Consider the following 20,779-nt stretch of genomic DNA (forward strand, 5'->3'; position numbering starts at 1 on the left):
CTCACCGCTCCGCGCGGAAGTTGACCCCGACCCGCTCGCCCTGCGCGAAGTAGTGCCGGAACGTGTAGTACATCGGCTTCCAGGCATCGACGTCGACGTAGGAGGTCCCCGGCACCGCCAGCGCCTGATGCACGTGTGTGCGCAGGACTTTCGCATGGACGATGGTGGCGTCGCCTTTCTCATCCAGCGGGGTCAGGTTCGTGACACGAGCCTCCATCTGCACGGGGCACTCGGCGATCCGCGGCGGCCCGACGATCCCACTCGGCCGTGGAGTGAACCCGCCGAGCGTCCACTTGTCCGGCTCGAATCGGTATTTGTCCCGCTTGGGTGCCGGGACGTCCGCAACCCCCGTGGTGTCGGCGATCCTCTCGATCGACTCGCACAACCGAGCGTCGGGAAGGTTGATCACGAGTTCGCCGTTGTCGCGGAGATTGCGCATCGCCTTGCCCACGTTGCTCAGTCCCAGGACGTAAGTGTCGCCCAATGCCCATGCGGACGAGATGGGCGTGATGTTCGCGGTTTCGTCGCCGGCCTTCGCCGTGGTGAGCAGGGCCACAGGGGTGCCGAAGTAGAACACGGAGGGTTCGATCGCCAGAGTCGAGTTCATGAGGGCAAGTCTGTGGCTCGAACCGTTCGGGCTGGACCGAACGGTGCGGGCGATAAAATCCTCGACATGGAGGGGACGAGCAGCCCGGAGTTGGCGGCGACGGCCGCCGTCTTCGCCAACGAGGCGCGCGCGTCGATGCTGTTGCTCCTGCTCGATGGAAGGGCATGGACGCTCACGGAACTGTCCAGGGCCGCCGACATCGCTCGGTCATCCGCGAGCGAGCACGCCGACAAACTGCTCGATGCCGGTCTCGTCGAAGAAGTCCGCCAGGGACGACACCGCTACCTCAGACTCGCCGGCACCCGCGCCGCTGACCTGGTCGAGGCACTCGCCGCATTCTCCGGTCGTGTCCGGCCCGCCACGCCGTCGCTCGACGCCCAGCACCGTGACCGCGCCATCAAGGAGGCTCGTACCTGCTACCGCCATCTCGCGGGCACGCTCGGTGTCGCACTCGCTGACGGCATGCGCGCGACAGGCTACATCGAGTCCGATTTCTCACTCACCCCGGCCGGACGAACCTGGGTGGCGTCCTTCGGGATCGAACTGCCGACGCATCCGAGGCGCGCTCTCACCCGCCCGTGCCTCGATTGGACGGAACGACGCGAGCACCTCGCCGGGCTGGCCGCGGACATGCTGCTCGCGACGTTCACGGAGAACGCCTGGATCGAGCGCGTTCCGTCCAACCCCCGTGCCGTGCGTCTCACCGCAGCGGGGAGGGAAGGTCTCGCAGACCTTCTTCCGGGAGCCCCCGTCCGCCGCTGATCCTCCTAGCCGAGCTGATCGAGGACGAGCTCGCCGCGGGCGTTCAGGTTCTCCATCATGCGTTCGATCCGCTTCGAGTCGATCGCCGGCATCTCCGCGTGGTCGAACGCGAGGCTCAACGGGATGCTCGGGTGCATCCAGATCGTGAGCCGGCCGGCGGGGTTCTTCTCCTCCGGCAACCAGGTCATCATGAAGCTCTCATGACGGCGAAGCTTCGTCCCGATGACGATCTTCAGATGCGCCAGCGTCTCGTCGTCGACCACGATCGGAGGACGAGAGCTGTTGTACTCGAGGGTTCCCATGACCTGAGACTACTCGTGTCGACCGACACGGACGCCCCGGCGCGGTCAGGGAACCGGCACGGTCTGCGCGGCGAGCCGCAGCCAGGTCTCCACGACGGTGTCGGGGTTGAGTGACATCGACTCGATCCCCTGCGAGACCAGCCACTCGGCGAGATCGGGATGGTCACTCGGGCCCTGACCGCAGATTCCGACGTACTTCTCCGCACGGCGGCACGCCTCGATGGCCATCGAGAGCATCCGCAGCACGGCCGGGTCGCGTTCATCGAAGGTCGAGGCCACCAATCCGGAGTCGCGGTCGAGTCCGAGCGTGAGCTGGGTCATGTCGTTCGAGCCGATCGAGAAGCCGTCGAAGTACTCGAGGAACTCCTCGGCGAGCACGGCGTTCGAGGGGAGCTCGCACATCATGATCACGCGCAGTCCGTTCTCGCCCCGTCGCAGGCCGTTCTCGCTCAGCAGTTCCGTCACGGCCGCCGCTTCACCGAGGGTGCGCACGAACGGGACCATGATCTCGACGTTGGTGAGACCCATCTCGTCCCGCACGAACCGCAGCGCCTCGCACTCCATGTCGAAGCACGCTCGGAAGTCCGGTGAGATGTAGCGGGAGGCGCCGCGGTAGCCGAGCATCGGATTTTCCTCCTGCGGCTCGTAGAGCTCCCCGCCGATGAGGTTGGCGTACTCGTTGGACTTGAAGTCGCTCAACCGCACGATGACGGGTTCCGGCGCGAAGGCCGCGGCGATCATCGACACCCCTTCCGCGACGCGGCGCACGAAGTACTCCCGAGGAGACGCGTAGGCCGCGATGCGCTCGGAGATGTCGGCACGCAGGGACGTCGGCAGCGATTCATGGTCCAGGAGCGCGCGCGGGTGGATGCCGATCTGCCGGTTGATGACGAACTCGAGTCGCGCGAGCCCGACGCCGCGGTTGGGCAGTTTCGCGAAGGCGAACGCCTGATCGGGAGTGCCGACGTTGAGCATGATCTTCGTCGGGCTCTCGGGCATCGCATCGAGACGCGTGATGATCTCCTCGAACCCGAGCATTCCCTCGTAGACGAAGCCGTTGTCCCCCTCGGCGCAGGACACCGTGACCCGTTGCCCGTCGCTCAGAACGGTGGTCGCGTCGCCCGTGCCCACGACGGCGGGGATGCCCAGCTCGCGCGCGATGATCGCGGCGTGACAGGTACGACCACCGCGATTCGTGACGATGGCGGAGGCGAGCTTCATGATCGGCTCCCAGTCGGGATCCGTCATGTCGGCGACCAGCACGTCCCCGGGCCGGAAGGCGTCCATCTGCGCGAGCGAGGTCATGACCCGTACCGGTCCGGCTCCGATCTTCTGCCCGATCGCGCGACCGACGGTGATCACCGTGCCCGACTCCTCGAGCACGAACCGCCGCATCTCCTTGCCGTCGGCGCGGGAGACCACCGTCTCCGGGCGGGCCTGGAGGATGTACAGCCGTCCGTCGATGCCGTCCTTGCCCCACTCGATGTCCATCGGGCGCCCGTAGTGCTCCTCGATGACCAGGGCCTGCCGTCCGAGTTCTTCCACCTCGGCATCGGTGATGCTGAAACGGACGCGCTCGGCGGCGGGGACATCGGTGAAGACGGTGCTGCCGCCCGCGTGCGTGCCGTCGGCGTAGACCATCTTCACGGCCTTCTCGCCGACCGAACGCTTGAGGATCGCCGGCCGTCCCTCTCGCAGGGCGGGCTTGTAGGCGTAGAACTCATCGGGGTTCACCGCCCCCTGCACGACCGCCTCGCCCAGACCGTAGGAGCTGGTGATGAACACCGCACGATCGAATCCGGATTCGGTGTCGACCGTGAAGAGCACGCCGGAGGCCCCGACATCGGAGCGGACCATGCGCTGGATCCCCGCCGACAGCGCCACGTCGTGGTGGTCGAATCCGTGATGCACCCGGTAGGCGATCGCCCGGTCGTTGTAGAGCGACGCGAACACGCTGCGGATCGCGGCGAGGATGTTGTCGATGCCGCTGATGTTGAGGAACGTCTCCTGCTGGCCGGCGAAGGAGGCATCCGGCAGGTCCTCCGCCGTGGCACTGGATCGCACGGCCCAGGAGACCGACGCGGGCTCGGGATCGGAGTCGACGAGCGTGGCGTAGGCCGCACGGATGTCCTGCTCGAAGGCGGCCGGGAGCGGCTGCTGCTCGATCCACTCGCGGACGGTGGCGCCGACCCGCGCGAGTTCGGCGACATCCGTGACGTCGAGCGCTTCCACGGTGGATCGGATGCGCTCGTAGAGTCCTCCCTCGGCGAGGAAGTCCCGGTAGGCGTCGGCCGTGGTCGCGAAGCCGCCGGGCACGCTCACCCCGGCTCCGGAGAGGTTCGAGACCATCTCGCCGAGGGAGGCGTTCTTGCCTCCGACCTGGGCGACGTCGGCCATGCCGATCTGCGTGAACCAGAGGATGTTCGTCATGTGATCTCCAGAGAGTGGGGCGTCGTGTGCGAGGGGTGGAGACCGCGATCAGCTGCGCAGGCGCATGGACTGCATGATCACGGCGGACATCTCCTCCACGGATTTCGTGGAGGAGTTGAGGAAGGGGACGCGGTTGCGCCGATAGAGGTCTTCCGCGCGGCGGATCTCGAGCGTGCATTGAGCGAGGCTGGAGTACACCGTGTCCGGCCGCCGCTCGTGACGCACCTGACTCAGCCGGAGCGGCGTCGTCGTCAGCCCGAAGCACTTGCTCGCGAACCGTTCGACCGTCGCGGGCAGCCCGTCGGACGGGAAGTCGTCGTCGGTGAGCGGGTAGTTCGCCACCAGCAGTCCGTACTGCAGGGCCAGGTACATGGTCGTCGGGGTCTTCCCGCACCGAGAGGGCGCGATGATGATCACGTCGGCGATGTCGAGCGCCCGCATGCTCTGGCCGTCGTCGTGCTCGATCGCGTACTCGACCGCCCGCATCCGGGCGAAGTAACGCTCCATGTCGCCGACGCCGTGATACTGGCCCAGTTGCTCGGAGGCCGCACTGCCGAGGGAGGCTTCGAGCTCCCGCAGATGCCCGCCGAGGAGGTCGATCACGACCGCGCCCGACGCATGGAACTCCGCGAGGATCTGCGCGGACTTCACGGTCGTGAAGACGATCGGAGCAGCGCCCGCCGGGGTGACCCGGAGATCCCCGATCACGGCGCGGGCGCCGTCCACCGAGTCGACGAAGGGCACGGTGTGGCGGCGGAAGCGCGCGCCGGGGAAGTTCGCCAGAAGGGCGTTCCCCAGGGTCTCGGCGGTAATACCGGTGCTGTCCGAGACGAAGTACGCGTCCCGGACCTCGGCACCGGAGTCATCTCCGAGCACGCCGGCCGGAAGCACGGGCGATGAGGGCTGGCGGGTCGAAGCGTCGGACACGTTCCCGAGCCTAGGAAAGTAACTGCCTTCATCATGAGGTCTTCCCGAGAAAGAATGAGCGAATTTGCTCAGAGGGCAAGCCGGATCCAGGGATGCGGAATACCCCGGATGGGTATATGGTTGTCATGATCCGATACCCCATAGGGGTACACCAGAGGATGGGAGAGGCAATGACGACCAACGAGTACCAGGTCACCGGGATGACGTGTGGGCACTGCGAGATGTCGGTCCGCGAGGAGGTCGCCGAGGTTCCCGGCGTCGACGGGATCCAGGTCAGCGCACAGACGGGCAAGCTCGTCGTCACGAGCACCGACGGCGTGGACGACGCACAGATCCTCGCCGCTGTCACGGAGGCGGGGTACGCGGCCGTGCGCACGGCATGAACGCCGACACCACGGGCACAGTCTCTCACTGAGCCCACCGACGACGATCAGGAGAAGGATAGGACCATGGGCACATCAGCACTTCCGAGCATGGGATCGGGCGTCGAGCTCGAGATCGGCGGGATGACCTGCGCCTCCTGCGCCATGCGCATCGAGAAGAAGCTGAACAAGCTCGACGGCGTCGTGGCGACCGTCAACTACGCGACGGAGAAGGCGAGCGTCTCGGTCCCGGACGACTACGACGCAGCGCTCCTGATCGCCGAGGTGGAGAAGACCGGGTATTCCGCGGTCGTCGCTGCGCCACGGGGGAAGAGGAAGGACGCGGCCACAGGCGGCGACACCGACGACACCGATCCTGAGCTGCTCTCGCTGCGCAACCGACTGATCGGCGCGATCGTGCTGACGGTGCCCGTGATCGCGATGGCCATGATCCCCGCGCTGCAGTTCACGTACTGGCAGTGGGCCTCGCTCGCGCTGGCCGCCCCGGTGATCACGTGGGCGGGCTGGCCGTTCCACAAGGCCGCGTGGACGAACCTGCGCCACGGAACGGCCACGATGGACACGCTCATCTCGATGGGAACCTCGGCCGCCTTCCTCTGGTCGCTGTACGCGCTCTTCTTCGGCACCGCAGGCATGCCGGGCATGACGCACCCGTTCGAGTTCGCACTGGCTCCCTCCGATGGGGCGGCGAACATCTACCTCGAGGTGGGGGCCGGCGTGACGATGTTCGTCCTCGCGGGGCGCTACTTCGAGAAGCGGTCGAAGAAGCAGGCCGGCGCGGCTCTGCGCGCGCTCCTCGAACTCGGCGCGAAAGAGGTCGCCGTGCTGCGCGGCGGTGCGGAGACGAGGATCCCGGTCGAAGACCTCCGGGTGGGCGATGAGTTCGTCGTGCGACCGGGCGAGAAGATCGCGACCGACGGCCTCGTGGTCTCCGGAACGTCGGCCGTCGATGCCTCGATGCTGACCGGTGAATCCGTGCCGGTCGAGGTGGCCCCGGGCGGCAGCGTCACCGGCGCGACCACGAACGTCGGGGGGCGGCTCGTGGTCCGCGCGACCCGGATCGGCGCGGACACCCAGTTGGCACAGATGGCCAGACTCGTCGAGGACGCGCAGACCGGGAAGGCGGAGGTGCAGCGTCTCGCCGACAGGATCTCCGGGGTGTTCGTCCCGATCGTGATCGTGATCGCCCTCGTGACGCTCGGTGGCTGGCTCGTCGCGGGGTTCCCCGTCGCCGCGGCATTCACGGCGGCGGTGGCCGTCCTCGTCATCGCGTGCCCGTGCGCGCTCGGGCTCGCCACGCCCACGGCCCTGCTGGTCGGGACCGGTCGAGGGGCGCAGATGGGCGTGCTCATCAAGGGCCCGGAAGTCCTGGAATCCACCCGCCGGGTCGACACCGTGCTGCTCGACAAGACCGGAACGGTCACCACCGGCAGGATGACCCTGGTCGACGTCATCGTGGAGCCCGGCACCGACCGCGCGACGCTGCTGCGGCTGGCCGGGGCGGTGGAAGATGCCTCGGAGCATCCCATCGCGCAGGCAATCGCCGCGGGTGCCACCAGGGAGGTTGGGGCGCTGCCCACACCGGAGGAGTTCACGAACCTCGAAGGAAGGGGCGTGCAGGGCGTCATCGAAGGCCATGCCGTGCTCGTGGGACGCGAGTCGCTCCTCGCCGAGTGGTCGCAGAGGCTGAGTCCGAGCCTCTCCTCGGCGAAGGTCAAGGCCGAGGGCGAGGGTAAGACCGTCGTCGCGGTCGGCTGGGACGGACACGCACGCGGCATCCTCGTCGTCGCGGACACGATCAAGCCGAGCAGCGCCGAGGCGATCGGCCACTTCCAGGCGATGGGACTGACCCCCATCCTGCTCACCGGGGACAACGAGACGGTGGCACGGCAGATCGCGGCGGAAGTGGGGATCACGGAGGTGATCGCGGAGGTCCTCCCGAAGGACAAGGTCGACGTGGTCGTCCGGCTCCAGCGCGAGGGCAAGACGGTGGCGATGATCGGCGACGGTGTCAACGACGCCCCCGCCCTCGCCCAGGCCGACCTCGGACTCGCGATGGGCACCGGCGCGGACGTGGCGATCGAGGCATCGGACATCACGCTGGTACGCGGTGACCTGCGCAGCGCGGTCGACGCGATCCGCCTGTCGCGCAAGACGCTCGGAACGATCAAGACCAACCTGTTCTGGGCCTTCGCCTACAACGTCGCCGCCATCCCGGTCGCGGCGCTCGGCATGCTCAACCCCATGCTCGCCGGTGCAGCGATGGCGCTGTCGAGCGTGTTCGTGGTCGGCAACAGCCTGCGCCTGCGCGGGTTCACGAGCGTCACGCGACGAGGACGCTCCCGTCGAGCCACCCGCCCCGCTCTGAGGAAGGATCACGCATGAACGAGCCGCACGCGCACCAGGACGCACAAGCCCCCACCGCCGTCGACTCCGGGCACACGGGGCACGAGACCCCCGAGGGACACGGAGGGCACGGCGGACACGGAGGGCACGGCGGTCACGCGGGGCACGGTGATCACGTCGGGCAGTTCCGGCGCCTGTTCTGGATCAACCTCGTCATCGCGGTGCCCGTGGTGGCGTTCTCTCCGATGTTCGCGATGCTCTTCGGGTACGACGTCCCGGGCTGGGCGCAGTTCGTCGCTCCGGTGCTGGGCACCGTCATGTACGTCTGGGGTGGCTGGCCGTTCCTGACCGGCGCCGTCAGCGAGCTCCGGACCCGCACGCCGGGGATGATGCTGCTCATCGGGCTCGCCATCACCGTGGCCTTCTTCGCCTCCTGGGGCGCGACGCTCGGACTGCTCCACCACGAGCTCGAGTTCTGGTGGGAGCTGGCACTCCTCATCGTCATCATGCTCCTCGGACACTGGATCGAGATGCGATCGCTCGCGCAGACGACGTCGGCCCTCGACTCGCTCGCCGCCCTGCTGCCCGACGAGGCCGAGCGGGTCGAAGGGGACACGACCGTCACGGTCTCCCCCGCGGAGCTCGCCGTCGGCGATGTCGTCGTCGTCCGTCCCGGCGGGAGCGTCCCGGCCGACGGCCGCATCATCGACGGGACCGCCGCGATGGACGAGTCGATGGTGACCGGCGAATCCCGCCCCGTCACGCGGTCCACCGGTGACACCGTCACCGCGGGCACCGTCGCCACCGACTCGGGCCTTCGGGTGGAGATCACCGCTACGGGCGACGACACCGCCCTCGCCGGCATCCAACGACTGGTGACGGAGGCACAGAACTCCTCGTCCCGTGCGCAGCGCATCGCCGACCGCGCCGCCGCGCTGCTGTTCTGGTTCGCGCTGCTGTCCGCCGCGCTCACCGCCGTGGTGTGGACGGTGGTAGGGAATCCAGACGCCGCCGTGGTCCGCAGCATCACCGTGCTGGTCATCGCCTGCCCCCACGCCCTCGGGCTCGCGATCCCGCTGGTGGTGTCGATCGCCACCGAGCGGGCCGCACGTGGCGGCGTGCTGATCAAGGACCGACTCGCGTTGGAGAGCATGCGCACGATCGACGCCGTCCTGTTCGACAAGACGGGCACTCTGACCAAGGGCGCTCCGACGGTCACGGCGATCGAGCCGACCGGTGAGGTGGACGCCGATCGGCTGCTCGTCCTCGCCGCCTCCGCCGAAGCGGACAGCGAGCACCCCCTGGCCCGGGCGATCGTACGGGCAGCCGAGGAGAAGAGCCTCGCGGTCCTTCCTGCATCCGGATTCACCTCGTCCCCGGCGGTGGGCGTCACAGCGACCGTCGACGGCGCGGAGGTCCGTGTCGGCGGCCCGAAGCTCCTCGACGAGGTCGGCAGTGACGAGATCGCCGCCGCGGACGAGTGGCGCGAAGAGGGCGCCATCATCCTCCACGTCATCCTCGACGGCCGCGTGGTCGGCGGACTGCGCCTCGCCGACGAGATCCGCCCCGAATCCCGCGAGGCCGTGAACGCCCTCCACCGTCGGGGCGTCGAGGTCGTCATGATCACCGGGGATGCGCAGGCTGTGGCCGAATCGGTGGCTGCCGAGCTCGGCATCGACCGGGTCTTCGCCGGGGTGCGCCCCGAGGACAAGTCCGCCAAAGTCGCGGAGCTGCAACGCGAGGGCAAGAAGGTGGCGATGGTCGGCGACGGCGTGAACGATGCGCCGGCACTTTCGCAGGCCGACGTGGGCATCGCGATCGGGGCGGGGACCGACGTCGCCATCGCCTCGGCCGGCGTGATCCTCGCGAGCTCCGACCCCCGCTCGGTGATCTCCGTGATCGAGCTGTCGCGCGCCACGTACCGCAAGATGAAGCAGAACCTGTGGTGGGCGGCGGGCTACAACCTCGTGTCGGTGCCCCTCGCCGCCGGAGTCCTCGCGCCGATCGGATTCGTCCTGCCGATGTCGGTCGGAGCGATCCTGATGTCGTTGTCGACGGTCGTCGTCGCGCTGAACGCCCAACTGCTGCGTCGGATCGACCTCGCCCCCGACGCGCACACCCGGTCCGTCGACGATCCCGCGTGAGCTCTCGCTGGAGCGCGGCGGAACAGTCCGCGCTCCGGACGTGTTCTCTTCTGCATGATCGACGGATCCCGTGAAGTGGCGCCGGAGCGCGTCGTGGCCGTGTTCGACGTGCTGGGCACTCTGGTGAATCAGGCGGAAGGTCTCCGACGCCGGGTCGAGGCCGCGACCGGCCTCGACCGCGAAGAGGCGACCGCGATCGTCGACGAGTGGCTGAGCGGGGTGGCCGAACAGGAACGGGCCGTCGTCCGCGGTGAACGTGCCTTCGCGAACAGCGATCAGCTCGACGCCGAGGTCCTGGAGCATCTCGCCTCTGCAGGCGTCCTACCCTCCGCCGCTGTTCCAGCGCTCGCGGGCGCCTCGGCTTTCAGCCCGCCCTGGGAGGACTCCGCTGCGGGCCTGCGATCCCTCGCCGAAGTCGCCACCGTCGTGGGATTGTCGAATGCGAGTCGCCGGGTGCTGACCGGCCTGAGCGTCCACGCGGGCTTCCGCTGGCACCAGTTGCTCTCCGCGGAGGACGCCGGCACCTACAAGCCTGCCGCGGCGATGTACGAGTTGGCGATGGCGAGCGTCCCGGCGAGCGGTCGTCCCCCGCTCATGGTCGCGGCCCACGCGTGGGACCTCAGAGCGGCGCGGGCTGCAGGCATGCGCACGGCCTACGTGCCTCGGCCCGACGCCGACCCGCCTTCCCCGGGCGAGCGGTTCGACATCCACGCCACCAGCCTCGCGGACCTCGAGATGCGCCTGCGGGCGGAGACGGAGTAGGTCGCTCAGATCACTCGCCCGCGCTCCAGCCGGATGACACGGTCGGCGGCGAGTACGGCAGCGTCGTCGTGGGTGACGGTGCACACTGCGACGCCGCGAGCGGCCTCTTCCCGAAGGATCTCCTGCATCCGGGCAGCACTCTCGCGATCGAGACCGGCAGCCGCCTCGTCCAGCAGCAGGACGTCGGGCTCACACACGATCCCCTGCGCGAGGAACACCCGCTGCCGCTGCCCGCCGGACAATTCTGACAACGGCCGGTCGGCGAGCTCCGACATACCGACGCGGTCGAGGGCCCGATCCACCGCTCGACGCGCGGTGACGCGGGAGAGGCGTCGCCCTCGCTTCCACGTCCCGATGCGCACCACATCCGCCGCTGACACGGGCAACGCATCCGGCACGGCAGGACGCTGCACGACGAGCGCGAGGGCCCCTCGGCGGCGCACCGCACCCCGCCGAGGGACCTTCACACCGGCGAGGATCTGGACCAGTGTCGACTTGCCCGACCCGTTGTGCCCGGCCAGTGCGACGATCTCCCCGGAATGGACATCGACCGTGACGGAGTGCAGCACGTCATCGTCGGAGTACCCGAAGCACACGTCGCGCGCGGACAGCGCAGAGCTCTCTTTCATCGCCTCAGCCTAGCAATTGATAATCATTCTCATTCTCATATAGAGTCTCCTCTCGTGCCCTTCCTGCTCGAACCGTTCGCCGTGGAGTTCTTCGTCCGTGCCCTGTGCGGCGGGGTGCTCGTGGCCGTGATCTGCGGGGTCGTGGGCACGTGGGTCGTGATCCGCGGCATGGCTTTCCTCGGCGAGGCGATCGGCCACGGAATGCTGCCCGGCGTCGCGCTCGCCACCGTGGTCGGCGCCCCGGTCCTGCTCGGCGCGGCTCTGAGCGCTGCCGCCATGAGCGCCGCGATCGGCCTCCTTCAGCGACGGGGCCGGCTCTCGTACGACACGAGCATCGGTCTGCTGTTCGTCGCCATGCTCTCGCTCGGCGTGATCATCGTCTCCCACTCCCGCAGCTTCGCCACGGACGCGACCGCTCTGCTGTTCGGCGACATCCTCGCCATCCGCCCCGACGACATCGCGATGCTCCTCGTCGCCGCCGTCGTCACGGTCGGTGTCGCGTCCGCCTTCCATCGCGCCTTCGTGGCGACGGCATTCGATCCGCGCATCGCCCGCACGCTCGGGTTGCGCCCCCAGCTCGCGCACGTGGTGCTCGTCGCCCTCGTGACGCTCGCCGTCGTCGCGTCTTTCCAGGCCGTGGGCACGCTCCTCGTCGTCGGTCTGCTCCTCGCCCCCTCCGTCGCCGCCCGGGCCTGGACGACGCGGATCCCCACGACCATGCTCGGGGCCTCCCTCGTGGGCGCCGCCGCCGTCCTGGTCGGCCTCTTCGCCTCCTGGCACTTCGCGGTGGCGGCGGGGGCCTCGATCGCCACCGCGGCCGTGCTGCTGGCCGCTCTCTCCGCAGCCGCACGTTCGCTTCTGACCCGTGCCGTTCGCCGGCGCCATCCCGTCGAGCGCCCCGAATCCGCATCCCCGCGACGCGCATCGCCCGATGTTCCTGCCGTCGCGCTCACCGAAAGGACCCGATGATTCCGCGCCCCCTCCGGCTCCTCCCCGCCGCCCTGACGATCGTCGCGCTCAGTGCGTGCGCCTCTGCTCCGGAGAACTCACCGCCCGCGACCCCGGCGTCCGGAGACGGCCACGGCGCGATCGCCGGCGCTGAGGAGGTCGCCGAGCCGCCTCTGGGTCTGCTGTCCATCGATGCCGCGGGGAACGCCGCCGTGCTCGACCTGCGGACCGAGGAAGCGACCACCCTCGACCGCACGGCAGCTCCGTCGGCGCTCGCGAGCGATGGACGCTACGGGTTCGTGACCACGGAAGAGGGCGTGGAGGTGATCGACTCGGGCCGATGGAGCTGGGATCACGGCGACCACTTCCACTACTACCTCGCCGAGCCCGCGCTTCTGGGCACGGTCGTCGGCGAGGGCGTCGCCACCGTCGTGACGGGCCCGCTGTCGACGGCCGGGGCCACCGGCGTGTTCTTCGGCGGCAGCCGCGAGGCGGTGCTGCTCGACAACAAGGCACTCTCCGAAGGACGGCTCGATGAGCTGTTCCGCATCGAGGTGAACGCGGACACCGGCCTGGTCGCCCCGATCGGAGAGGGCGCACTCGTGGCCGTCGACGACACGCTCGTCTATCACGACAGCGACGGCGAGCCCGCGGAGTCCCCGGTCGACTGCGCCGACGCCTCGGGAGCGATCACCACCCGCGTCGGACTCGTCGTCGGGTGCGCAGACGGTGCGGTCCTGGCGGCCTGGCAGGACGCGGGCCTCACCGTCGAGCGCATCCCCTACCCGTCAGGCGCCGTCGAGCGCGCCCTGTCGTTCGACGGCCGAAAGGGTCGTCCGACGGTCGCCGCCGTCGCGGGGACGACCGGCTTCTGGCTGCTCGACTCCCGGGAGCGCACCTGGACCCTGGTGCCCACCGAACGTCCGCTGACGCACGTCGTCGCCGTGGACGACGCCGAGGGGCATGTGGTCGCCATCGACATCGACGGGCGGATCGTCGTGCATCTCGCCGACGACGGTGCACTCGTCGGCGCCACTGATCCTCTGCTCGCCGACGGCGGCGCCGCTTCCTCGCTCACCGTCGACGAGCAGCGGGCCTACGTCAGCGACCCGGCCGCCGGCGTCGTACACGAGGTCGACTACGCCGATGCCGCCCGCGTCGCTCGTTCCCTCGAGACGCCCACGGCTCCCTCGTTCGTCGCGGAGGTCGGGCGATGAGATCGCTGCGAGCGTCCTCCCTGCTGATCGCGACGACCGTGGTCCTTGCCGGCCTCGCGGGGTGCACCGGCACGGCGGCGTCGGATCGACCGCAGATCGTGGTCACCACGAACATCCTCGGCGACGTCGTAGAGAATCTCACCGGCGATGCGGCCGAGGTCACCATCCTGATGAAGCCGAACGCCGACCCGCACTCGTTCGAGATCTCCGCCCAGGAGGCCGCACGGATGGATGGCGCCGACCTGCTCGTGATGAACGGACTGGGCCTCGAGGAGGGGCTCCAGCAGCACATCGATCGCACCGCAGCCGCGGGAGTCCCGACGGTCGTGGCCGGCGACGTGATCGACGTGCTGCCCTACAGCTCCGAAGACGCGAGCGGGGCGGACGATCCGCATTTCTGGACCGATCCGGCGCGCATGGTCGATGTCGTGGACGCGGTGGAGGAAGCGCTGGCCGAAGTGGACGGGATCGACGTCGCGCAGGTCCGCAGCAATGCCGAGACGTATCGCGGCGAACTCACCGAGCTCGACGAGGAGATGTCGGCTACGTTCGCCGCGATCCCCGTGGAACGACGAGCACTCGTGACGAACCACCACGTCTTCGGCTACCTCGCGGACCGCTTCGACTTCCGCCTCATCGGCGCCGTGATCCCCGGGGGCACGACCCTCGCCGCGCCGAGCGCTGCCGACCTGCGCGATCTCACCGATGCGATCGACGAGGAAGGAGTGCGCACGATCTTCGCCGAATCCTCGCAGCCGGACCGACTCATCCAGGTGCTGGCCGCCGAGGCCGACGTCCAGGTCGAGGTCATCGAGCTGTTCACCGAGTCCCTCACCGACCCCGGCGAGGGCGCCGACACCTACCTGACGATGATGCGCGCCAACACGGACCGCATCGCCGACGGACTGACCCCATGAATGGACCCCGACCGGGGCCCGATACGAGAGGAAACACAATGAAGCGACACATGAGGATGAGTGCCGCTGTCGCGGCGCTGGCAGGCGTCTCGCTGCTCGCCACCGCCTGCGCCGGCGGTGCGGGCGGAGCAGGCGACACCGCGCCCACGGACGAGAAGTCAGGCACCACCGCGAGCGAGACGGGACGCGTCGCGATCTCGTACCCCGGAGGGATCGCGGTGCTCGACCCCGAGACGCTTGAGGTCGTCGACGAGTTCGAGACCGAGGAGTTCACCCGCCTGAACCCGTTCGGCGACGGCCGCACCATCGCCGTCACCACCTCCGCAGGGTTCCAGATGCTCGACACCGCCGAGCCCGCCCTCACCGACGCACTGTTCGAGGCGACCGCTGCCGGGCACGTCGTCATCCACGGGGAGAACACCGTGCTCTTCGACGACGGCACCGGAACGACCACGATCGTGCCGACCGACGGCTTCGCCGACGGCTACGACGCTCTTCCCGAGACCACGACGTACTCCGCCGATGCCCCGCACCACGGTGTCTCGATCGTGCTCGAGGACGGTTCGCTGCTCACCACGGTCGGCGACGAGACGTCGCGCACCGGGGCCACGGCCTTGCACGCACACGACGACCACTGGGACGAGGCCGCCGTCAACGCCGAGTGCCCCGGCATCCACGGGGAAGGCACCGCGGCCGAGGAAGCCGTGATCTTCGGTTGCGAGAACGGTGCGCTGCTGTTCAAGGACGAAGCCTTCACGAAGCTCGCGGCACCGGACGCGTACGGCCGCATGGGCAACGCCTTCGTCTCGGAGACCAGCCCGATCGTCGTCGGCGACTACAAGAACGACCCGGACGCGGAGGGCTACCTGCTGAATGCCGTCACGCTGATCGACACCGCCGCCGAGACCCTCGATGTCGTCGAGCTGCCTGCCGAGGTGCAGTACACCTTCCGCGACATCGCACGCGGCCCCGGCGACCTCGCCTACATCCTGTCGACCGACGGGCAGATCCACGTCCTCGACCCCGAGACGGGCGAGCTCACCGAGTCCTACCCCGTGATCGAGGCGTGGGAGGGTCCGACCCAGTGGCAGGACGCGCACCCGGCGATCAAGGTCGACGGCGACATCGCGTACATCACCGAGCCCGCCGCGAACAGTGTCCACGCCGTGGACCTCACCACCGGGGAGATCATCGCCTCGGTCGAGCTCGACCACACCCCGAACGAGATCGCGGTGGCCATCGGCTGACCCCGGCGTTCGCGGGCACCGGCGGGCAGGGCGTCCTCATCGGACGCCCTGCCCGCTTTCGTGCCGTACGATCAGCGCGCGCTTCGGCCGAGATAGCGACCCGTGACCCATCGGTCACCGCGCCACTCGCCCGGTTCCCAGATCCGCCTGACAGGAAGATCGACCGCGTTCGCCTCCGTGAAGCGAGGCAGCGCGCTCAGACTCAGGTCCTCGCCGTTCGCGCGGCGCACGAACTCGTCGGCGAAGGTCTGGATACGCGCGGGCATTTCCCGCAGCCGCGGAGTGACCATGTCGGCCGGGACTTCGGCGACCGCGGCTTCGAACGCTCCGTGGAGGCGGGGCGCCATCGCGTTGATGGTTTCTCGCATGAGTTCACGTCGTACGCCCAGGACGTCGGCGGCGCGCGCGATGTTGCGGCCGGAGATCTGACGATACCGGCGCTCCTTGCCGTACTTCACCGCCGCGCTGGATCTGAACATGACCCGGTCTTCCTCCCAGAACCCGTGCGCCGAGATGAGATCGTAGGCCGGCGCGAGCCGCGTCGCGTTCCCGACGTGCAGCATGCTGTGGTTCTTCGCGTGAGCGTCGACGCCTGCCACGAGCAGATTGAAGACGAACAGATCGGCGAGCTCGACGTGATCCTTGCCTCGGTAGAACGGTGACGAAGCGCGGTCGACCAACTGCACCATGTCGGCCATCGTCGGACCGCCGTCCTCCTCATACTTGCGCGACGGATAGACGCCGAGCGCCTGGCAGAAGTCCTCCTGGTGGATCCTGGCGACGGCGCCCTCGGCGGTGAGGCGGCGATCGAACCGCGTCGTGACGAAAGCGCGGACGCCGGCGAAATCGAGGATCTCCACCCTTGCGACTCGCAGGTCGAGCGCGCGCGCCGCGCGCATCGTCACGTAATCTGACGACCGAACGATCCTGCAAGGACGGGTCCTGCACGTCGACGAAATCGGCGTATACCTCGCGTCCAGCGGGGATGCCATCACTGTCGGTTTCGAAGATGACCGCGATTGCTTCGCCGCGCGCGCTCCCGGTTACCTCTTCCCATGGAACGCCATCAAGCTGCTCACTGTCGTCCAGGCATCCGAGGATTATGAAGCAGCGTGGCGGGAACACTACGCGAAGATCGAAGCGTTCGCGGCCGCACACGACGACCGCGCTCCTGGTTCCGACCGCGAGTACCGCGAATGGGCGGAGACCCAGGCCCTCCACGGCTAAAAAGCGATGCCCCGCAAAGCGAGCGCTAGCACCTAGAGCTGCCATCGAGGCGTACTACGAAGAAACGGGTTGCCCCCGGTTCGGCCGACCCGAAAGTAAATAAAATAGAAACGGTTCTACGCCGTGACTGGTCAGATGGGGTTGAGCGTACCGAATAACCGGTACGCTTCTCGAACCCGAGAATGACCAGTTCAGGGGTAAATACCCCCCGCGGGGGTGGAACATCGAAAGTCGCCGCGTACCGCGGCGACTAACGAAATCGGTACGCCCTGAAATCGCTGCCGAACTGGGGAAAGCCAGCGTCCAAGCGCGCATGTACCGGATGTACCGCGATTCCGAGAGAACTAACATGTGTGCGTGTGCGCATGCGCGCATGTGTGGAGTTTCTTCACATCCGCGGTACATCCGGTACATTCCCGCTTCATCTCTCTCTATTTCGTTGAGAAATCAAGGAAAATCCACCATTCCGCCCGTACCGTTTCTGCCCCTGAGCTCTCGAAAAACGGTACGCCGATGGGTCGAGCGGACCGAGATAAATAGCGTCTGACCAGGCGAAAGCAGGAGCTACTAGCGTACCGAATTTGCAACAGAAAAACGGTACGCCCGCCCCTCGTCTGCCTTCTGAGCTGACTGGCGAGCAGCTGCCCATCCACCTCCGTGCAGCGGGCAGGTGAACGAGATCCGCATGCCCTTGTTGGTCTCGAGCGAAACCGGCTCGCAGTCACGTCCGCACTCCGGACACGTCCTGTATTGCTCGTCGATATCGCCGCCGGCACTGCCGCCTTCCATTCCCCCATCGAAGCACGCTCGCCTGCCGGGTATGTAGCGACTGATTGAATAGTTCAATGGCTCACAGTTGGTCGACCTACTTCAACGGGATCACCGAGCACGCCACTGGCTCATCGATCGCGCAGCGTCTGGGCGTCTCAGGCTCCAAGGTCAGCTACTGGCGCCGGGGCGAGCGGCCACCGACACCTCGAGAGGCTGCCCACATCGCGCGCACCTTCGGACGGAGCCCACTCGAAGGTCTCGTCGCGGCCGGATACCTCACCGCTGAGGACCTCTCCGAGGATGTGTCGGTCGTCGCACACACCCTGGCCGACTACAGCGATGTCGAGTTGGCAGAAGAGATGCTGCGCCGCGCCAAACCATGAGCGGGTGACTCGTTCAGGCCCGAAGCGGAGATCGCCGCCCAATTGATACTTGCGCAAGCTATACTCGTTAGTAAGCGTTAGGAGCTGAAGATGTCGAACGCAACTGCCCATCCCCTCCGCAGCGATCGACGTGCGCATCTCCCGGCCACACGATCGGACGAAATCCGAGAGATCACCATCGTGTTCGACCGTGGTATTGCTCTCACGAGTCACGACGCCGAAGAACTCGCGCACGAGCTGAATGTGCTGGGTTCCAGTCTCCGTCACACGCATTTGGTCACCATCTTGAAGGGCGTGAACAAGGCGCTCCGGCATGAGGAAGAGCCTGGGCACTCGTCGCTGACGGAGGCTGAGCTGGACGCACTGCGCGCAGCCGGCTCGCTCGTCGAGCCTCAGAATGCGCTGCGCATCGAAGAGCGCCCGAGCGTGCGCACGGCGCTGCGTCAGCAGGACATCCTCGCAGAGGCCCTGACGACCGATGAGGTCGCTCGTCTGCTCCGCGTCACGACAAGCCGCGTGCGCCAGCGCCACGGCGATGGGACTCTCTTCGCGATCCCGGGCCCTGGCCGCGGCCTGCGGTTCCCGAGCTTCCAGTTCACCGACCACGGTGAGCTTCCCGGCTGGGGAACGGTGAGCCGAGCGCTGCCCGAAGGTGCGAACCCCGTGGCCGTGGAGTACTTCCTCACCCACGCTCACCCCGACCTGGGAGACGGCGAGCTGACTCCTGCCCAGTGGCTCGCCGCCGGCAAGCCCGCAGAACCCGTCGCGGCGCTGGCCGAGCAGGCGTTCTCGATCCGATGAGTGCGCTTCCTGCCCCCGACGCATTGAAGTTCCCGCATCCGCTCCCCCAGAGCGCTGTCCGCACGCTGCCGGCCGGCACGATCTTCGGCCGCATCTACGACGCAGGCGGCGCTCACCCGTCTCGGTGGCACGAGCTCCGCCACTTCGGGCCCACGGGGAGCCGATTCGATCACCACCCCGATCCCGCAGGCCATCATCCCGACCACGCCGTGACCTACGTCACGCCCCAGATCGCGGTTCCGCCGGCGACAGCAACTCAGAGCGTCCTGTTCGTCTGCCTGTCCGAGTGCTTCAGCGACCGAGGTGTCATAGAGCGCGGCGACGGTGCAGCTGGGGGTTCGCAGCCGCGGTTCGTGCTGTTCGCGTCCACCCGAGACATCACACTCCTGGACCTCGTCGACAGCACTTGGGCCACGGACGCCGGCGGGAACGACCAGATCAACACCGGAGACCGGGCACTGTCCCGCCCATGGGCCCGCGCCATCCACCAGACCTATCCCGACGTCGACGGCGTCTTCTACCGCCCCCGCACCATCGCGCAGCGTCCGCAGCTCCCCGAGACTCGTGCAGTGGCGCTGTGGGAGCGCGCAGAGGACGCCCTGCCGGTGAGCCCGACCGCGGACATCGAACTCAGCTCGCCCGGACTCACCGTGACGCTCGAGGCGTTCGCGAAGACCCTCGGCCTCGGCCTGGCGTAGACCCCCAAGGAGGGAGACATCGTGTCCACTCGCACCTGGTCTCAGGACCTCGAATCCCTTCGTGCGACGCTCACCCGTGCTCAGGAAGAGCGTTCGCAGCGTCAGGAGTTCGTCCAGCTCGAGAACGGCAGCACTGAGCTCGGGTGGGTCATGTACGAGCGCGCGCAGATGCTCACGGCCGTGAACGCTCTCCGCTCCGCGGCAGGCAAGCCGCCCGTCTCGGTCGACGCCCTCGAGGCGGCCGAGACCAGAGCCTGCGGGCACGTCGACTACACGTCGAAGTTCGCCATCGGATGCGCGGACCTGGTGGCTGCTGAATGACCGGTTCGCCCACCGCCCCGCATGCCTCCGACTCGGCCGAGCAACGCGCTGCAGAGCGCGCCATCGTCGCGGCCGTCGCCGAGCAGCTGGGGGTCGCGCTCGCACCCGCCAGGATCGCGATCGACGACGCGCATGTGGAGATCGACGGTGCAAGCTCGGACCGTACCGTGCTGGTGGAGGCCTACGCCCGCATCGGCGCGCTCAAGGGCGCCCAACCCCGCAAGCTCGCCACCGACGCTTTCAAGCTCGCCTGGGCCGGTCGGAAGCGCGGCGCGACCCGGCTCATCCTCGCCGTGGCCGACGAGACGGCAGCCGGCTACCTGCGTCGTCCCGGTGCTTGGCTGACTGCGGCTATCCGGGACGCCGGCATCGAAGTCGTCGTCGCTGGACTCGATGACGCGACGCGGCAGTCGATTCTCGCTGCGCAGGCGCGGCAGTACCGCTGAGATCCGCCTACTGCAGCTCGCGGCGCTCGCGGCGAAACTTCTTCTTCAGCGGCGCCGTCGGCCGAGGATCAACCGCCTCGCCGCTGACCGCGCGCTCGTCCCGCGCGCCTGGCGTCCTCAGCTTTCTCCTCGGCTACCCGGATGCTGATCCCGGCTCCCTTGAGCCTTCTATTCGCTTGGCCTCGGCCCGTCCCGCTGCCGCGTGGTTATTGCGATGAGAGTATCAGCCGCGATCGCTCGGCTAGCCTGAGCCGTAGGTATCCGCGACCTCGACCGCGTTGCCCCACACCCAGCACCGGTACGACTTGAGGTCGCATGGCTGGCGGATACGTCCGAGGCAGAGCGCCTGCAGTTCGTGATGGTCGATCTGGACCTCAAGAAGACATGCAAGGTTCTGGGCGTCGCGATCCCGGACGACCCCACGGTGCCCGAGAAGTAGTCCTCAGGCTAGGCTCCGGGCCGATGCCCCCGCCCCGCCTGAGCATAGGCATGTGCAGAATACTTCTCTTTT

Annotated in this window: 20 protein-coding genes; 14 read left to right on the forward strand and 6 right to left on the reverse strand. The window is 68.1% G+C overall.

The genetic code is table 11. The features are described from left to right. Nucleotide 1: 1 nt before the first annotated feature. Nucleotides 2-607, reverse strand: a complete 606-nt coding sequence (locus LRQ07_RS14805) for a flavin reductase family protein (protein WP_256535066.1) — start codon at nucleotides 605-607, stop codon at nucleotides 2-4. A 66-nt stretch (nucleotides 608-673) separates the two neighbouring features. On the opposite strand from LRQ07_RS14805, the gene LRQ07_RS14810 reads away from it, so the two are divergent. Further along, the gene (locus tag LRQ07_RS14810; protein ID WP_232763417.1) at nucleotides 674-1,369 is read left to right on the forward strand and encodes an ArsR/SmtB family transcription factor; all 696 of its coding nucleotides are present in this window, start codon (nucleotides 674-676) and stop codon (nucleotides 1,367-1,369) included. Nucleotides 1,370-1,374: 5 nt separating this feature from the next. Here the strand turns inward: LRQ07_RS14810 and LRQ07_RS14815 are convergent, their stop codons facing one another. The 3 genes from LRQ07_RS14815 to LRQ07_RS14825 are packed head-to-tail and all read right to left on the reverse strand — an operon-like array spanning nucleotide 1,375 to nucleotide 4,977. Beyond that, nucleotides 1,375-1,671 carry a hypothetical protein gene (locus LRQ07_RS14815; protein WP_134352195.1) on the reverse strand — a complete coding sequence of 99 codons (297 nt, stop codon included), beginning with the start codon at nucleotides 1,669-1,671 and terminating at the stop codon, nucleotides 1,375-1,377. 45 nt (nucleotides 1,672-1,716) lie between these two features. Further along, the gene (gene ppsA / locus LRQ07_RS14820; protein WP_256535067.1) at nucleotides 1,717-4,101 is read right to left on the reverse strand and encodes a phosphoenolpyruvate synthase; all 2,385 of its coding nucleotides are present in this window, start codon (nucleotides 4,099-4,101) and stop codon (nucleotides 1,717-1,719) included. Nucleotides 4,102-4,149: 48 nt separating this feature from the next. Next, nucleotides 4,150-4,977, reverse strand: coding sequence for a pyruvate, water dikinase regulatory protein (locus LRQ07_RS14825; RefSeq protein ID WP_232763611.1), 828 nt, complete (start codon nucleotides 4,975-4,977; stop codon nucleotides 4,150-4,152). A 221-nt stretch (nucleotides 4,978-5,198) separates the two neighbouring features. Here LRQ07_RS14825 and LRQ07_RS14830 point away from each other — a divergent pair, with 221 nt between their 5' ends. From LRQ07_RS14830 to LRQ07_RS14845, 4 genes are all read left to right on the forward strand, one after another. Then, complete coding sequence (locus LRQ07_RS14830; RefSeq protein WP_047522544.1) at nucleotides 5,199-5,411, forward strand: heavy-metal-associated domain-containing protein; 213 nt, start codon at nucleotides 5,199-5,201, stop codon at nucleotides 5,409-5,411. A 66-nt stretch (nucleotides 5,412-5,477) separates the two neighbouring features. Continuing rightward, on the forward strand, nucleotides 5,478-7,796 hold the full coding sequence (locus LRQ07_RS14835; protein WP_232763415.1) for a heavy metal translocating P-type ATPase: 2,319 nt from the start codon (nucleotides 5,478-5,480) through the stop codon (nucleotides 7,794-7,796). After that, nucleotides 7,793-9,901, forward strand: a complete 2,109-nt coding sequence (locus tag LRQ07_RS14840; RefSeq protein WP_256535068.1) for a heavy metal translocating P-type ATPase — start codon at nucleotides 7,793-7,795, stop codon at nucleotides 9,899-9,901. Before LRQ07_RS14835 ends, LRQ07_RS14840 begins: the two co-directional genes overlap by 4 nt. A gap of 54 nt (nucleotides 9,902-9,955) precedes the next feature. Next, nucleotides 9,956-10,663 (forward strand): haloacid dehalogenase type II, encoded by a 708-nt coding sequence (locus LRQ07_RS14845; protein WP_256535069.1) that lies wholly within the window; start codon nucleotides 9,956-9,958, stop codon nucleotides 10,661-10,663. Between the two features lie 5 nt (nucleotides 10,664-10,668). Here LRQ07_RS14845 and LRQ07_RS14850 read toward each other — a convergent pair whose 3' ends face one another. After that, nucleotides 10,669-11,292, reverse strand: coding sequence for a metal ABC transporter ATP-binding protein (locus LRQ07_RS14850; RefSeq protein WP_256535070.1), 624 nt, complete (start codon nucleotides 11,290-11,292; stop codon nucleotides 10,669-10,671). 54 nt (nucleotides 11,293-11,346) lie between these two features. On the opposite strand from LRQ07_RS14850, the gene aztB reads away from it, so the two are divergent. Genes aztB through aztD form a run of 4 tightly spaced genes read left to right on the forward strand, consistent with a single transcriptional unit; the run spans nucleotide 11,347 to nucleotide 15,621 of the window. Next, nucleotides 11,347-12,261, forward strand: coding sequence for a zinc ABC transporter permease AztB (aztB, locus tag LRQ07_RS14855; RefSeq protein WP_256535071.1), 915 nt, complete (start codon nucleotides 11,347-11,349; stop codon nucleotides 12,259-12,261). Beyond that, complete coding sequence (locus tag LRQ07_RS14860) at nucleotides 12,258-13,457, forward strand: ABC transporter (protein WP_256535072.1); 1,200 nt, start codon at nucleotides 12,258-12,260, stop codon at nucleotides 13,455-13,457. Before aztB ends, LRQ07_RS14860 begins: the two co-directional genes overlap by 4 nt. Then, nucleotides 13,454-14,374, forward strand: coding sequence for a zinc ABC transporter substrate-binding protein AztC (gene aztC, locus LRQ07_RS14865; RefSeq protein ID WP_256535073.1), 921 nt, complete (start codon nucleotides 13,454-13,456; stop codon nucleotides 14,372-14,374). The genes LRQ07_RS14860 and aztC overlap by 4 nt, the downstream gene beginning before the upstream one ends. A gap of 38 nt (nucleotides 14,375-14,412) precedes the next feature. Next, entirely contained in the window at nucleotides 14,413-15,621 is a 1,209-nt protein-coding gene (gene aztD / locus LRQ07_RS14870; protein WP_256535074.1) for a zinc metallochaperone AztD, read from the forward strand. 71 nt (nucleotides 15,622-15,692) lie between these two features. Here the strand turns inward: aztD and LRQ07_RS14875 are convergent, their stop codons facing one another. Further along, complete coding sequence (locus tag LRQ07_RS14875) at nucleotides 15,693-16,613, reverse strand: HipA domain-containing protein (protein ID WP_131492272.1); 921 nt, start codon at nucleotides 16,611-16,613, stop codon at nucleotides 15,693-15,695. Nucleotides 16,614-17,693: 1,080 nt separating this feature from the next. Here LRQ07_RS14875 and LRQ07_RS14880 point away from each other — a divergent pair. The 5 genes from LRQ07_RS14880 (at nucleotide 17,694) to LRQ07_RS14900 (ending at nucleotide 20,268) form a co-directional block, all read left to right on the forward strand. Continuing rightward, nucleotides 17,694-18,002 (forward strand): helix-turn-helix domain-containing protein, encoded by a 309-nt coding sequence (locus tag LRQ07_RS14880; RefSeq protein ID WP_131492271.1) that lies wholly within the window; start codon nucleotides 17,694-17,696, stop codon nucleotides 18,000-18,002. Nucleotides 18,003-18,092: 90 nt separating this feature from the next. Beyond that, nucleotides 18,093-18,803 (forward strand): hypothetical protein, encoded by a 711-nt coding sequence (locus LRQ07_RS14885; protein WP_131492270.1) that lies wholly within the window; start codon nucleotides 18,093-18,095, stop codon nucleotides 18,801-18,803. Continuing rightward, on the forward strand, nucleotides 18,800-19,501 hold the full coding sequence (locus LRQ07_RS14890) for a hypothetical protein (protein WP_131492269.1): 702 nt from the start codon (nucleotides 18,800-18,802) through the stop codon (nucleotides 19,499-19,501). The genes LRQ07_RS14885 and LRQ07_RS14890 overlap by 4 nt, the downstream gene beginning before the upstream one ends. Before the next feature lie 21 nt (nucleotides 19,502-19,522). Then, the gene (locus tag LRQ07_RS14895; protein ID WP_131492268.1) at nucleotides 19,523-19,822 is read left to right on the forward strand and encodes a hypothetical protein; all 300 of its coding nucleotides are present in this window, start codon (nucleotides 19,523-19,525) and stop codon (nucleotides 19,820-19,822) included. Further along, nucleotides 19,819-20,268 carry a hypothetical protein gene (locus LRQ07_RS14900; protein ID WP_131492267.1) on the forward strand — a complete coding sequence of 150 codons (450 nt, stop codon included), beginning with the start codon at nucleotides 19,819-19,821 and terminating at the stop codon, nucleotides 20,266-20,268. Before LRQ07_RS14895 ends, LRQ07_RS14900 begins: the two co-directional genes overlap by 4 nt. Nucleotides 20,269-20,779: the final 511 nt, after the last annotated feature.

Origin of the sequence: Microbacterium sp. J1-1, from assembly GCF_024498615.1 — a bacterium.
In the GTDB taxonomy this organism is placed as follows: domain Bacteria; phylum Actinomycetota; class Actinomycetes; order Actinomycetales; family Microbacteriaceae; genus Microbacterium; species Microbacterium aurugineum.

Coding starts and splice junctions, on each gene's coding strand:
- LRQ07_RS14845 (WP_256535069.1), top strand. CDS start 9,956: ATGATCGACGGATCCCGTGAAGTGGCGCCGGAGCGCGTCGTGGCCGTG.
- ppsA (WP_256535067.1), bottom strand. CDS start 4,101: ATGACGAACATCCTCTGGTTCACGCAGATCGGCATGGCCGACGTCGCC.
- LRQ07_RS14830 (WP_047522544.1), top strand. CDS start 5,199: ATGACGACCAACGAGTACCAGGTCACCGGGATGACGTGTGGGCACTGC.
- LRQ07_RS14900 (WP_131492267.1), top strand. CDS start 19,819: ATGACCGGTTCGCCCACCGCCCCGCATGCCTCCGACTCGGCCGAGCAA.
- LRQ07_RS14880 (WP_131492271.1), top strand. CDS start 17,694: ATGGCTCACAGTTGGTCGACCTACTTCAACGGGATCACCGAGCACGCC.
- LRQ07_RS14840 (WP_256535068.1), top strand. CDS start 7,793: ATGAACGAGCCGCACGCGCACCAGGACGCACAAGCCCCCACCGCCGTC.
- LRQ07_RS14805 (WP_256535066.1), bottom strand. CDS start 607: ATGAACTCGACTCTGGCGATCGAACCCTCCGTGTTCTACTTCGGCACC.
- LRQ07_RS14835 (WP_232763415.1), top strand. CDS start 5,478: ATGGGCACATCAGCACTTCCGAGCATGGGATCGGGCGTCGAGCTCGAG.
- LRQ07_RS14850 (WP_256535070.1), bottom strand. CDS start 11,292: ATGAAAGAGAGCTCTGCGCTGTCCGCGCGCGACGTGTGCTTCGGGTAC.
- aztD (WP_256535074.1), top strand. CDS start 14,413: ATGAAGCGACACATGAGGATGAGTGCCGCTGTCGCGGCGCTGGCAGGC.
- LRQ07_RS14810 (WP_232763417.1), top strand. CDS start 674: ATGGAGGGGACGAGCAGCCCGGAGTTGGCGGCGACGGCCGCCGTCTTC.
- LRQ07_RS14885 (WP_131492270.1), top strand. CDS start 18,093: ATGTCGAACGCAACTGCCCATCCCCTCCGCAGCGATCGACGTGCGCAT.
- LRQ07_RS14815 (WP_134352195.1), bottom strand. CDS start 1,671: ATGGGAACCCTCGAGTACAACAGCTCTCGTCCTCCGATCGTGGTCGAC.
- aztC (WP_256535073.1), top strand. CDS start 13,454: ATGAGATCGCTGCGAGCGTCCTCCCTGCTGATCGCGACGACCGTGGTC.
- LRQ07_RS14860 (WP_256535072.1), top strand. CDS start 12,258: ATGATTCCGCGCCCCCTCCGGCTCCTCCCCGCCGCCCTGACGATCGTC.
- LRQ07_RS14890 (WP_131492269.1), top strand. CDS start 18,800: ATGAGTGCGCTTCCTGCCCCCGACGCATTGAAGTTCCCGCATCCGCTC.
- LRQ07_RS14875 (WP_131492272.1), bottom strand. CDS start 16,613: ATGGCATCCCCGCTGGACGCGAGGTATACGCCGATTTCGTCGACGTGC.